The sequence below is a fragment of the Pseudoduganella buxea genome, assembly GCF_009720835.1.
GTDB classification, from domain to species: domain Bacteria; phylum Pseudomonadota; class Gammaproteobacteria; order Burkholderiales; family Burkholderiaceae_D; genus Rugamonas; species Rugamonas buxea.
Genome location: NZ_WNKZ01000054.1, coordinates 1 through 13,127, shown reverse-complemented (window position 1 = coordinate 13,127; position 13,127 = coordinate 1). Strand labels below are relative to the sequence as shown.

General features: G+C 67.1%; 10 protein-coding genes and 1 pseudogene. 5 read left to right on the top strand and 6 right to left on the bottom strand.

The window, feature by feature from the left end:
- Nucleotides 1-7: 7 nt before the first annotated feature.
- A complete protein-coding gene (locus GM672_RS17540) occupies nt 8-1,066 on the bottom strand; it encodes an acyl-CoA dehydrogenase family protein (protein WP_155471828.1) in 1,059 nt (352 codons plus the stop codon).
- The gene (gene dgt / locus GM672_RS17535; RefSeq protein ID WP_155471827.1) at nt 1,063-2,289 is read right to left on the bottom strand and encodes a dGTP triphosphohydrolase; all 1,227 of its coding nucleotides are present in this window, start codon (nt 2,287-2,289) and stop codon (nt 1,063-1,065) included. The genes GM672_RS17540 and dgt overlap by 4 nt, the downstream gene beginning before the upstream one ends.
- Before the next feature lie 111 nt (nt 2,290-2,400).
- Here dgt and GM672_RS17530 point away from each other — a divergent pair, with 111 nt between their 5' ends.
- The 3 genes from GM672_RS17530 to GM672_RS17520 are packed head-to-tail and all read left to right on the top strand — an operon-like array spanning nt 2,401 to nt 6,226.
- Complete coding sequence (locus GM672_RS17530; RefSeq protein ID WP_155471826.1) at nt 2,401-3,882, top strand: sodium:solute symporter; 1,482 nt, start codon at nt 2,401-2,403, stop codon at nt 3,880-3,882.
- Between the two features lie 60 nt (nt 3,883-3,942).
- Nucleotides 3,943-5,817 carry a signal peptide peptidase SppA gene (sppA, locus tag GM672_RS17525; protein WP_155471825.1) on the top strand — a complete coding sequence of 625 codons (1,875 nt, stop codon included), beginning with the start codon at nt 3,943-3,945 and terminating at the stop codon, nt 5,815-5,817.
- Between the two features lie 13 nt (nt 5,818-5,830).
- Nucleotides 5,831-6,226: an SMI1/KNR4 family protein gene (locus GM672_RS17520; RefSeq protein WP_155471824.1), complete on the top strand. Its 396-nt coding sequence runs from the start codon at nt 5,831-5,833 to the stop codon at nt 6,224-6,226.
- Between the two features lie 17 nt (nt 6,227-6,243).
- On the opposite strand, the gene GM672_RS17515 is transcribed toward GM672_RS17520, so the two are convergent.
- The 4 genes from GM672_RS17515 to GM672_RS17500 are packed head-to-tail and all read right to left on the bottom strand — an operon-like array spanning nt 6,244 to nt 9,250.
- Entirely contained in the window at nt 6,244-7,116 is an 873-nt protein-coding gene (locus tag GM672_RS17515) for a glycosyltransferase family 2 protein (RefSeq protein WP_155471823.1), read from the bottom strand.
- A complete protein-coding gene (locus GM672_RS17510) occupies nt 7,113-7,844 on the bottom strand; it encodes a glycosyltransferase family protein (RefSeq protein ID WP_155471822.1) in 732 nt (243 codons plus the stop codon). Before GM672_RS17510 ends, GM672_RS17515 begins: the two co-directional genes overlap by 4 nt.
- Nucleotides 7,845-7,848: 4 nt before the next feature.
- Nucleotides 7,849-8,613 (bottom strand): hypothetical protein, encoded by a 765-nt coding sequence (locus GM672_RS17505; RefSeq protein WP_155471821.1) that lies wholly within the window; start codon nt 8,611-8,613, stop codon nt 7,849-7,851.
- Nucleotides 8,597-9,250, bottom strand: a complete 654-nt coding sequence (locus tag GM672_RS17500) for a 2OG-Fe(II) oxygenase (RefSeq protein WP_170300119.1) — start codon at nt 9,248-9,250, stop codon at nt 8,597-8,599. The genes GM672_RS17505 and GM672_RS17500 overlap by 17 nt, the downstream gene beginning before the upstream one ends.
- Before the next feature lie 354 nt (nt 9,251-9,604).
- Between GM672_RS17500 and GM672_RS17495 the strand changes: the two genes are divergently transcribed.
- Together GM672_RS17495 and GM672_RS17490 are read left to right on the top strand one after the other, a co-directional pair.
- Nucleotides 9,605-12,244, top strand: coding sequence for a TonB-dependent receptor (locus tag GM672_RS17495; RefSeq protein WP_170300118.1), 2,640 nt, complete (start codon nt 9,605-9,607; stop codon nt 12,242-12,244).
- Nucleotides 12,245-12,914: 670 nt separating this feature from the next.
- Nucleotides 12,915-13,127 (top strand): annotated as a pseudogene (locus GM672_RS17490) (efflux transporter periplasmic adaptor subunit); the annotation flags it as partial.

Below are 13,127 nucleotides of genomic sequence, written 5' to 3'. Positions count from 1 at the left end.
TAGCGTTTCAGCCCGCCGGCAGCAGCAGCGCGTGCTGCGTGGCCGTGTGAAAATCGCGCCAGACCCGGTTCAAGTCGCTGCCCCGGTGGGCCGCCTGCAAGCCGCAGTAAGGGTAGATCGTGTCCACCGCGTGCCGGCACGTTTCGACCAGTTCCAGCGCCACGGCCTGCAGGGGCGCCGGGTCGAAGGTATCCCCGTTCGCCGCGGCACCCCAGGCCGCATCGAGCAGCCGGTAGAAGCGCGTGCGCACCGCGTCGACGGCCGCGTCCTGCCCATCGAGCCGGGCTGCCACATGGGGCAACGCCAGCAGGGGCGGGGCGGCGGCGCTTTGCCGGCGCGTGGCCAGCACGAGCCGCGCCAGTGCCAGGAAGTGCCGTGCCATGCCGAGCAGGTTGGCGCCCAAGGTGACGAAGGCGAGCGGCATGAACGGGAAGCGATACAAGGGTCCGGGCGCCGTGGCGCAGGCCGGGTCGATGGTAAAGGCGTATTCCGCCGGGACCCAGGCGCCGTCGATGCGGTAGCTGTGCGAGGCCGACGCGTGCAGGCCGATGCTGCCCCAGGTCGGCTCCACCGTCACGTGTTCGGCCGGGAAGATGAAGGCGCGGATGCGCGGCGCGCTGCCCGGGGCATCGTCGTCATCGTCGCGCAGCACGGCGTTCAAGGTGAAGTGGGTGGCCATCGGCGCGCCGCTGGCATAGTCCCACCGGCCCGTGATGCGCCAGCCGTCGCCTTCACGCACGGCGTGACCCGTCGGTGCGCCGCTGCCGGCCACGCATACGCCCGGCGTGGACAGGATCGATCGGGCCAGCGCCGAAGGCAGGAAGCCGGCGAACCAGCCGGCGCCGGCGCACAGGGTGACGACCCAGCCCACGCTGCCATCCTGCGCGGCGATGGCTTCCTCCAGCCGCACCACGTCCGGCAGCGGCAGTTCCAGGCCGCCGCAGGCGCGCGGCGCCAGCATCTTCAGCCAGCCGTTGCGGTGGATAAGGGCCTGCTGCGCGGGCGTGAGCCAGCCCGCCGCGTCGGCGGCGCGGCAGTCTTCCGCGTCGAGGGCGAAGTCCTTCATCTGGCCTTCCAGTAGATGTTGTCCAGGCTGCCCTTGCCGAAGTATTTTTCGTATTCCTGGGCGGCCGACGAGTCCATCATGCCGGCGATATAGTCGATCACGAGGCGCTCGCGCGAGTCGTGCAGGCAGCGCAGCTCGGGCGGCAGCAGCACGTTGTCCTTGTTGTAGGCCTGGTCCGTCAGCACTTCGAACAGCCCGCGGATGATCTTCTCGCCCCGCTTCTCGTACAGCTGCACGTCCTTCTTGCGCAGGATGGCGCGCCACAGCAGGTTCTTCAGGCCCGTGGCCAGCGCGCCCATCGAGCGGTAGCCCAGTTCCGGCCCGTGCTCGCCATCGACGACGGCGATGTCGCGGCACAGCTCATGGACGATCTGCGACGTCATCTCCTTGCGCAGCACGATGGAGTATTCCTCCGAGCTGGCCTGGGCTTCCGATTTCAGCGCCTCCTCGTGGGCGCCGTGGGCGATGTCCGAGAACGGCTGGTAGGCATCGGCGAACTTCTTGCTGATCTTGAACTCGTGCAGGATCTCGCCCCACGTGATGATGCCGAAGCTGAGCGCATCTTCCAGGTCGTGGGCGGCGTAGGCGATTTCGTCGGACAGGTCCATGATCTGCGCGTCGATGCTCTTGCGGATGTCCAGGCCATGGCGGGCCAGTTCGCCCGTCAGGAAGGCGTGGTCGTCGTCGTACAGGAACTTGCGCGGGTTCTCGGTACGGGTATAGAAATACTTGGTAATGCCTGCCAGCGAGCGCACCGTCAGGTTCAGGCCAGCGTAGGCGTGATGTTTCTTTTCCAAGGTGCGCAGGATGCGGAAGGCTTGTGCGTTACCCTCGAACCCCCCGCAGCCGGCGCCCAGCTCGTCCAGGATGCGCTCGCCGTAGTGGCCGAAGGGCGGATTGCCGATATCGTGGGCCAGCGCGCAGGTCTCGGCCACGACGCTGCGGCCCAGGCCCAGGTCCGCCGCGATCGAGCGGGCGATCTGCGCCACTTCCAGGCTGTGCGTCAGCCGGTTGCGGTTGAAGTTGTTGGCATCCACGCCCAGCAGCTGCATCTTGCCCTGCAGGCGCCGGAACGAGGCGGAGTACAGCACGCGCGCATAATCGCGCATGCATTCCTCGCGGCCCTCGGCGCGGCCGTCCCGCTGCGCGTGGACCCGGTATTCCAGCGGCAGCACGCGTGCTTCCTGCTCCCTGGCATAGGCGATGGTCGGTTCGTCGTACATGATGCGTTTTCCTCTCTGCGAAGCGTCACGCGATTCTAGACCACGGCGCCCCGGGCCGGGCGGTGTATATTGCAGCCCGTTCCACTTATCGCCTTGAAAGCCGCTGCCCCCATGTCGCCCGTATTCCTGTTTCTCGTCATCTTCGCCTATTTCGGCCTGCTGCTGGGCGTGGCCTGGTTCACGTCGCGCGGCGCCAATAACGACAGCTTCTTCATCGGGAACAAGCGCTCGCACTGGGGCCTGGTGGCTTTCGGCATGGTGGGCACCACGCTTTCCGGCGTGACGTTCATCAGCGTGCCCGGCGCGGTGGGGCGCGACGGCTTCGGCTACCTGCAGATCACCCTGGGCTATGTGCTGGGCTACCTGCTGGTGACGGTCGTGCTGCTGCCGCTGTACTACCGGCTGCGCCTGACGTCGATCTACCACTACCTCGATGTGCGGCTGGGACGGCGCGCCTACCAGAGCGGCGCCGCCTTCTTCATCGTCTCGCGCACCCTGGGCGCGACGGCGCGGCTCTACCTGGTCGTCAACATCCTGCAGGCCACCATCCTCGACCGGCTGGGCGTGCCATTCTGGGCGACCAACCTGGTGATCCTGGCGATGATCCTGCTGTACACCTATGAAGGTGGCGTCAAGACCATCGTCTGGACCGACATGCTGCAGACGGCGGGCATGCTGACGGGCCTCGTCACGTGCACGTGGTTCCTGCTGCACCGGATGGACCTCGACGTGGCCGGCGGCCTGGCGCAAATGCAGGCGGCCGGGCTGGCGCGGGTGTTCGACTGGAACGTCGACAGCCCTACCTTCTTCTGGAAGCAGGTGGTGGCGGGCGCCTTCATCACGATCGCCATGACGGGCATGGACCAGGAGATGATGCAGAAGAATATCTCCGTGCGCACCCTGGCCGGGGCGCAGAAGAACATGCTGCTGCTGACCCTCATCCTCGTGCTGGTGCTGGCGCTTTTCCTGTTCCTGGGCGGCCTGCTGCACCTGTACGCGCCGCAGGCGGGCATCGCCGCCACCGGCGACAAGCTGTTCCCGGCCGTCGTCATGGAGCGCCTGCCGGCCTTCGTGCAGCTGGTCTTCTTCATCGGTCTGGTGAGCGCGCTGTTCCCCAGTGCCGACGGGGCCATCACGGCGCTGACGTCGTCGTTCTGCATCGACCTGCTGGGCATCCAGAGGCCGGGGGAAAGAGGCAGCTTGCCGGAAGCAAGCCGCGTGCGCTGGCGCCACCGCGTGCACCTGGGTTTCTGCGCGCTGTTCCTGCTGCTCGTGATGGTGTTCAAGTGGATCGACAGCGCCAGCATGATCGGTGTCATCCTGAAGCTGGCCGGCTACACCTATGGGCCGCTGCTCGGCCTGTTCGGCTTCGGCCTGCTGAGCAGCCGCGGCGTGCGCGAACGGTGGGTGCCGGTCGTCGTACTGGCCGGCCCCATGCTGTGCGCGGTGCTGGAATGGCAGCAGGCGGCCCTGTTCGGCAGCTACCGGCTGGGCCTCGAACTGCTGCTCATTAACGGCCTGTTCGTGATGGCGGGACTTTGGCTGATCTCAATACCGGGTCAGGCCCGCGCCAGTGTGACCGTAGCGCAATAGAATTTTTTACATTCGGCTGTTACAGTCCCTTATTCACGTTTTTCTCATTCAGGAGTTCCGATGTCCCGATCCGTAGCATCCACCCTGCGCGGCGGCCTTGGGCGCGTCTGGCGCTTCATCGATGCCAGCCGCCGCGCCGTTCTCAACCTGATTTTCCTCGTCATCCTGATCGCGCTGCTGTACGCCATCTTCGGCGGCGGCGTCAAGCCGCTGGGGAACAAGACCATGCTGGTGCTGAACCTGAACGGCCAGCTGGTCGAGCAGACCCCGGGCGGCGCCAAGCTGGCGCAGCTGGCCAATATCGGTGACGACGACGGGCGCCGCTTCGTCCAGTTGCGCGACGTGCTGAAGGTGCTCGACGCCGCCGCGCGCGACCCGCAGATCGCCGGCGCCGTGCTGGTGCTGGACGAGATGGACGGCGGCGGCCAGGCCATGCTGCGCGAAGTGGCGGCCGGCATCGACCGCTTCAAGGCCAGCGGCAAGACCGTCGTGGCGTGGGGCTCGAACTTCAACCAGCGCCAGTACCAGGTGGCCTCGCATGCCAGCGAAGTGTATGTGCACCCGATGGGCAGCGTGATCCTGGACGGCTTCGGCCAGTACCGCAACTACTACCGCGATGCCCTCGACAAGCTGGGCATCACGGTCAACCTGATCAAGGTCGGCACCTTCAAGAGCGCGGCCGAGCCGTTCATCGGCAACGGCCCGTCCGACGCCGCGCGCGAGGCGGACGCCTACCTGAACAACGACCTGTGGGCCCGCTACACGCAGGAAGTGGAGACGGCGCGCAAGATGGCCAAGGGCAGCATCATGCAGGCCATCGACACCCTGCCGCAGCTGCTGGAAGCGAACGGCGGCAACCTGGCCCGCCTTGCCCAGCAGGTCAAGCTGGTGGATGGCCTGAAGACGCGCGACCAGATAAGAGAACTGATGCTCCAGCGCGGCATGCCCGACGCCGACGGCAAATCCTTCCGCCAGGTCGGTTTCGACGAGTACCTGGCGCGCCTGCACCAGCCGCTGACGGGCGACGCCATCGGCGTCGTCATGGCCGTGGGCGAGATCGGCGACGGCATCGCCGCACCGGGCTCGATCGGCGGCCTGTCGACGTCGAACCTGATCCGCCTGGCCCGCGAGGACGACAATATCAAGGCCATCGTGCTGCGCGTCGATTCGCCCGGCGGCAGCGCCTTCGGTTCGGAACTGATCCGGCGCGAGCTGGAACTGACGCGCGCGGCCGGCAAGCCCGTCGTCGTCTCGATGGGCAATGTGGCCGCCTCGGGCGGCTACTGGATCGCGATGGCGGCCGACGAAATCATCGCCGACCCCACCACCATCACCGGTTCGATCGGCGTGTTCGCGCTGTTCCCCACGGTGGAAAAGGTGATGGACAAGGTGGGCATCCACAGCGCCGGCCACACCACCACGTGGCTGGGCGGCGCGGGCGATCCGACCCGCCCGCTGGACCCCCGCTTCGGCCAGCTGCTGCAGGCTTCCGTCAACAGCATCTACGGCGAATTCACCGGCAAGGCGGCCAAGGCCCGCAAGACGACGCCGGAGAAGATCGACGCCGTCGCCCAGGGCCGCATCTGGACGGGCGCGCAGGCGCAGGAACGGGGCCTGGTCGACACCCTGGGCAGCTTCGGCGATGCACTGAAGTCCGCCGCGCGCCGCGCCAAGCTGGGCGCCGACACGCGCGTCGTCTACATCGAGCGCGAAGGCAGCAAGTTCGACAAGCTCGTCGAGTTCTTCGGCGGTTCGGCCGCCAAGGCCATGGTCAAGGTGCTGCAGAAGGAAGCCGGCGTCGCGCTGGTCCCCACCGGCATGCCGCTGGGCGTGGCGACCGACGCCGCGCGCGACCTGAACTGGCTGAACGAGATGACGACCCAGCGCAAGCCCTTCATGGCGCTGACGCATTGCCTGTGCACGTCGCCGGATTGAGGACGGGCAGGCAATGGCATTCGATGTCAGCGAACAATTCGTGCGGGCAACGGAGCTGGCGCTGGGCGCCACGCTGCCTGCGGCCTACCGCAACGCCATGATGGCCAGTAACGGCGGCACGGTCGATGCCGCCGGCGACGACTGGGCGCTGTGTCCCATCCGCGACACGTCGGACCGCAAGCGCCTGGCCCGCAGCGCCAACGACATCGTCACCGAAACGGCACGTTGCCGCGAATGGCGCGGTTTCCCGCTCGATGCGGCCGTCATCGCGCAGAACGGGGCAGGCGACTGCCTCGTCCTGCGGCGGGCGGGCAACGTTTTCCTGCCCGCGGCGTGGATCTGGCGGCATGAGGATGCGGCCCTGGCGCCGGTAGGCGCGGATGTTTCGGCCCTGGACCGGCACGCCTGAGGCCATCGGCCCTGGTGTCAACGCCACGGCGCCCACTCTCTGAGATATGCCTCCAATCCGGGTCCACCGGCCAGTCCGTCGCAGTCCCCGCGCGGCAGCCGCGCCAGCACGGCCGCCATCGCCTCGTTGAATCCGGCCAGCTGCCCGCAGCGCCGTACGCATTGCCCCAGGCGGGGGCCGGGCAGGTGGCGCAGCGCCGTGACCAGCACGTTCTCCAGCCACGCTTGCCGGGCCGGCGGGTAGGGCGCCGTGGCGCGGAAGCGGTGCGTGACGTGTGACGCCGGTACACCCAGCAGCGGGAAGCCTGAACGCCACCAGCGCAGGGACAAATCGACGTCTTCCAGCCCGAATTCGCGGAACGGACCGAAGCCCCCTTCGGCCAGGAAGCGCTCCGTGCGTACCGCCAGGCAGCCGCCCGGCACGATGCCGACCTCGTGGACTGCAGCGACTGCAGGCCGGCACCACTGGTAGGTAAACAGCGGATCGACCAGGCGCGCGCCGCAGCCGGCCAGCGCCGGTTCGCGCCGGTCGTGCACGGCCGGGCCGGCAACGGCGTCGGGGCGGCGATCGATGGCGTCCAGCAGCGGCGGCAGCCAGCCGCCATCGACATCGCAGTGCGCGTCCAGGAACACCAGCGCGGGCTGCGTGGCCGACCGTGCGCCGGCATTGCGGGCCGGCGCGATGCCTTCGTGGGGCCGGCGCAGCACGCGCACGGGCGCGGGCCAGTCATGGTCCGTGCTGCCATCCGTGCTGCCGTCGTCGACGATCACTATTTCAGCAGGCAGCCACTGGGCGGCCAGCAGGGATGCGACGGTGGCGGCCAGCGCCTCGCCTTCCTGGTACGTCGAGATGACGACCGTGACGGGAAGGTGCGCGGACGTCGGCGTCATGGCGATTGCAAGGCCGCTGGCAACTGCGCCGCGATGCCGGCCGGCGTGTCGCGGCGGCTCCAGAAGGTGCGGCACTCGGGCAGCGGATTGTGTTCGCTCCACGTCAAGGCATCCGGGACGAACAGCAGGGCATAGCCGCGCAGCAGCGAGAATTCGCAGAAGCGGTCGGCGCCAAGGCGCGCGGCGTAGTCGTACAAGGTCATGCCGTGCCTGCGCTCGCAGTAGGCGCGCAAGCCGCCGTACACCTCACGGGGCATGGCCAGTGGCGGCGGGCCGGTCAGGTCCAGGCCGCGCAGCCTGTCGAAATCGGTGCCGAAAAAGCCGGGCGCGCAGCACAGCCAGCCGTCGCTGCCGGGCCGGCGCTGGTTCAACGCATGGTCGGCTCGCAGCCGCCTGCCGTCGAACAGGCGCGCGCGCAGGTCGCAGGGCGCCAGGAACAGCTGGTCCGAATCGAGGTGCAGGATCACGTCCGCATCCGTCCAGCAGTCCGCATGCAGCTTGGTGAGCTGCTGGCCCAGGTAGTCGTCGGCCACGTCGGCGCAGAAGTGGAAGGCGGCCTCGCCGGCCAAGCCGCCGATGCGTTCCCGGCTCGCACGCGGCATCACGACGACGACGCGGCGGTGACCGCGCAGATAAAGCCGGATCGCCCGCAGCGCCAGGGCCAGCCAGGCCCGGTCGCGGTGGTAGGAGCGGATGAAGACGTCGACCGCCGGGGCGGCCCCAGCCATGCGGTCAGCTGCCGAAGATGGGTTGCTCGTCTTCCGGCCGGGGCGGTCCCGGCGTGCCGCCGATGCCGCCCGGCGGCAGCGAGGCCCAGTCGATCAGGCCCGGGTAGATTTCCGCCTGCGCCGCGTGGCCGGCCCACCAGGCCCCGATGCCCGCGTTCAGGCCCAGGTGATAGCTGCCCACCTTGGCGATGGTGGCCGGGTCCAAGGACAGCGCCAGCAGGTCGCCCAGCCGGGCGTCGCCGATGGCCAGGTTCTTCAGTACGGCATCGAGGTCGGCCGAGAACAGGACGAACTCGCAGCCTTCGGCAACGACGCGCATGTTCCCGGCCGCGTAGCCGGCGTCGTGCAGGATGCTGGCGACAAAACGGGAGGTGCCGTTGACCCACAGGCCGGCGCTCGTCACGCCTTGTTCGGCCAGGTGGGCGAACAGCAGCCTGGTCAAAGCCGCCGCCAGGCCCAGGTTGCTCGGCTGGTCCGCTGCCAGCAGTTGCGGCGTCAGGATGGCCTGGCCCCCGTCCACCAGCAGCGCCGTGCAGAAGCCGCGCAGGCGCCGCGCGCCGACGCCCTTGGGCGGCCACGGGCGCTCCTCGACGGCGAGGGCCGTCACCGTTTTCGCGCCCGCGCACAAGGGCGCCCACAACTCCTCGACCAGGTGGGCCAGGTGCAGCGGGCGCAGGAAGGCAAACAGCTCGGGCCGGAACTGGCCGGCCAGGTCGCTCGTGACGAACAGGTCGAGCCGTTCGTTCGCATCGCTATGCAGGTTCAGCATGGTGGGACTCCTCACGGGTCAGGACATCGTACAGCCACGCCACGGCCGAATAGCGCGTGCCGAGGCGCACGGGGCGTACTTCATGCAGCAGGTCGGAAGAAAAGGCGATGATGGAGCCGGCCCGCAGCGGCGCGTTGACGGGCAGGAATTCCGGATACAGCACCAGCGCGCCGCCGTCGAAGCAAGGCGCGCCGTGGGTATCGTCTCCATCGTTGAGCAGGCAGACCAGGGAGATGCGGCGCGCGCGCACCGTCGCTGCGTCGAAGGGGTCGTGTGAGCGGTCGCGGTGGGCGCGGAAATGGCCTCCTTGGCGGTAGCGGCAGAACAGGGGGCCGTCCAAGCGGGCACGCGCGCCGCCGGCCGCCGTCAACGCCGCCGCGCCGACGGCGCGCATGGCTTGCGTGACCGCGGCTGCATCGGCAGGCGACAAGCAGTGCTCGGTACACGCGCGCATGGCGGCGTCGTGCTGCTCTTGGCCACGCCGCAGAACGCGGCCGTCGACAGCGCCGGCACCTTCGATGGCCTGAAGCGTCGCGTTGCAGGCCGCGCGGGGCACGGCGCCATGCCAGATCGCATAGCCGTTCGACAGTACCGGCGGCGGGCAAGGCTCCACGATTGAAGGTGTCACGACCATCATGCCGGGTCTCCGGAGGCGGCGTCGTATCGAACCAGTATAGGCGCGATGGCTGATTCGACGGCAAATGTGGCACATTCGCAACGGAAAACGCATGAGCGTTCGGTACTCAACCGGTGCCACAGGGCAAGGCGTGGCCTGTATCCCGAACCTTGCTCTGCCATTAGTCATAGGGCCGGAAGCCAGCTACGTCAGCCGAAAAGTTAGCGCTCCCACCGTTGCGATACGTTTTTTGATATCGAAGAGGCCAAAAATATCATTGGTTGCGCTTGGAATCGCTCACTAAGATGTCCCCCAAGCACTACACATCGACGCTAGTGCAAGACACTTACAAAAAATATAACCATTGGAGACCTCATGAGCGCACCCCGGCGTAATGCCGCATCTCAACGTTTCAACATGAAGCTGTCCGTCGCCGTCCTTGCCGGCGCCGGCGTTTTGAGCAGTGCATCGGTCTGGGCGCAAAGCGCCCAATCGGTCGCCGAGAAGGAACAGGCAGCGGCGCCGATCAACGCGGTGGTGGTCAGCGGCGTACGCCGCGCCGCCCAGAGCGCCCAGGCCATCAAGAAGAACTCGGATGAGGTCATCGACTCGATCGTCGCGGAAGAGGCGGGCAAGTTCCCGGACAAGAACGTGGCGGAAATCCTGGGCCGTGTCACGGGCGTGCAGATCCGCCGCTCCGGCGGCGAGGCCAGCGACGTTGTCATCCGCGGCCTGCCCGGTCTCACCACCTTGCTGAACGGCCGCGAAGTCTACACGTCGAACAACCGCAACCTGAACCTGACGGACATCCCCACGACGATGCTGCAGCGCGTCGACGTCTACAAGACGCAGGGCGCCGAGATGGTCGAAGGCGGCACGGCCGGCGTCATCGACGTGCGCACGGCGCGCCCGTTCGACTTCAAGGGCTTCTCCGCCAGCATGGCGGGCCGGCTGGAAAACCGCGACAAGTCCGACACCACGGACCCGAACGTGTCGGGCATGATCTCGAACCGGTGGAAGGGCAGCTACGGCGAGTTCGGCGCCTTGCTGGGCCTGTCGTACCAGAAAGGTCACTACCAGGACGAGGTGACGTGGAATTCGCCGCCGGCCATCGTGCTGCCGGACACCGCGCCCAACGTGACGGGTCCCGTCGACCTGGGCCACACCTACACGCGCGGCAAGCGCGAGCGCTACTCGGCCAACTGGGCCGCGCAGTGGCGCCCCGTACGCGAGGTGGAAGTGTATGCCGAAGGCTGGTCGACCCGTATCGACCACGACCGCCAGGCGCAGTTCTTCGTCGGCACATTGCTGCTGCCGTCGTACAACCCCCAGTACACCTTGTTCCCCGGTACCAACCAGGTCGATACGGCCACGTCGACGGGCAACCTGTTCGCGCTCAGCTCGAACCAGACGCCGCAGGACGATTCGGAAAGCCACCAGGGCGCCATCGGCGCGCGCTGGGACGTGACGCCCGACCTGCGCGTGACGACGGAGTTCTCCCGCATCGCCAGCCACTGGCAGCAGCAGATGCCGATCATGGAACTGCTGGCGCACCCGAGAACCATCGTCGGCAGCACCTATGTCAACGGCGGTGCGCGCTTCGACTATCCCGGCTACGACATGCTGGACCCGAAGAACTACACGTGGAATAACTTCATCGACAACTGGTCCGAATCGCGCGGCCAGTCGAACGACTGGCGTGCCGATGCCACGTATGACCTGGGCGAGGACAAGTTCTTCCGCGAAGTGAGCGTGGGCGTGCGCATGGCCAAGCGCAAGGCGGCCTACCAGCACGAAAGCGCCAACTTCCTGCCTGTCACGCCGGAGCTGAACCTGCCGGCGCCGTCGTCGGTTCCAGGTCTGTTGTGCCCGTCGATGAAGCCGGGTAACGACTACGGCATGGACCGCTGGCTGGTCGTTTGCGAGAACTACCAGCACGCCAACCTGGACGCCGTGCGCAAGATGTACGGCCGCGACGGCCAGACGGCGCCCGATCCGTACTCGCTGTTCAGCAACAAGGAAGACACCAACGCCTTCTACGGCAAGACCCGCTTCGGCTTCGAGGCCGGTTCGGTGCGCTTCGAAGGCACGGCCGGCGTGCGCGTCGTCAAGACCAAGCTGGACGTCAATGGCTTCAGCCTTATCGACGGCCAGCAGGTGGCGGTGAACCGCAAGACGTCGGACACGGACGTGCTGCCGAACATGACGTTGAAGGCCTACCTGACCAACAACCTGGTCGGCCGCATCAATGCCGGCAAGTCGATCCAGCGTCCTGCCTTCGCCGACTTCAACCCCGGCCAGTCGCTGGGCGCCACGCCGGACGGCCTGGGCATCTACGGCGGCAACGGCGGCAACCCGGACCTGAAGCCCATCGTCGGCAAGAACTTCGACGTGGCCCTGGAATGGTATTTCGCGCCCACCGGCAGCCTGACGGGCACCGTGTTCCGCCACAAGTTCGAGAATTACGTCATCCGCTCGCTGGCACTGGAAACCATCGACGGCAAGCAGTACCGCATGGACCGTCCTCGCAACATCAACGACGGCCAGCTGGAAGGCGTCGAGATTGGTTACCGCCAGTTCTATGACTTCCTGCCGGGCTGGCTGAACGGCTTCGGCCTGGAAGCGAACTACACGTACATGAAGGGCTACCTGATGGATGGCGGCGTCGAAGCTCCGTTCGCCGGCATGTCGAAGAACGCCTTTAATATTGTCGGCCTGTACGAGCGCGGTCCGTGGTCGGCCCGCGTGGCCTACAACTGGCGCAGCAAGTTCGTCGATACGTTCAACTACCGCACCCTGCAGGCGCCGGTGGGTCCGTTGAACCTGGTCGTCGATCCGATCGAGACGGTCGATGCGTCGCTGTCGTACAAGATCAACGACAACATGGGCATCACCCTGGACGTGGAAAACCTGACGGATCGTACCTATAACGATTACCACGGCATTCCAAGCAACCCGCGCGACATCCGCCGCTACGACCGCGTGATCGGCCTGTCGCTGCGCTGGAAGCTGTAAGCCTTTTAACTTTCTCTCTCTCCCTTGGTGGGATTGCAATGCGCGTCGCGGGGTAGCCCGCGGCGCGCATTTTTTTTGGCGCTGTCACCCGGTCGCAGTGAACTGTCCACCCAGCATTCAACTTCCTGCGGGGGAATAATGCAGCCCGTAAAAATTGCTGCGGCGTGCCCAGGTGACGACAGTCGAGCGCGTGGCAACGGCGCATTCGCGCGCCGCGCTCTTCGATGATCGCGAAACAGTCGGCCAGCGAGGCACACCCTTCGAACAGCCGTCGCAAGCCGTCGCCCTGTTCCCCCGGTCAGTCTGGCCAGCCACGCCAGGCACTGCGTCCGTACGGCCTGGTACTCGTCGATTTCCATGCCGGCCTCCGTCCTGGCTGATGCCAACTTGCGGTATGACAATGGTCGAGCCTACAAGTTCCTTGCGACCGGGGCACAGAGCCTTTTGTAACGTAGTATCGCAAGCGCCGTCGCCCGCCGCGCCCCGGCATCCCTTCAAACCCCGCAACGACGGGTGCTGATACGTACTGCCGCGCCGCCCGCCGCCCGTAACGTATTGTTTCTAAACCGTAAATCTAAGCAAACGGGATCGGTGCGCCCGATTCGCTGTGCTAGAGTCGGTTTGACAATAGTCATTACTTCCATCGAATACCGCACAACAAGGACCCGCGATGACATCGCCAGCAGCGCCCATTCCACCCGCACAACCCCGCCGCAGCCGCCGCGCCAAGATCATCGGCGGCATCATCGCCATCCTGGCTATGGCCGGCCTCGGCTGGCTGGCGTGGCACCTGACGCACCGCCCGGCGCAGCAGGGGCCGGGTGCAATGGCAGGACCGGGTGGCCCAGGTGGCCCGGGCGGTGGCGGCGGCGGCCGGCGCGGC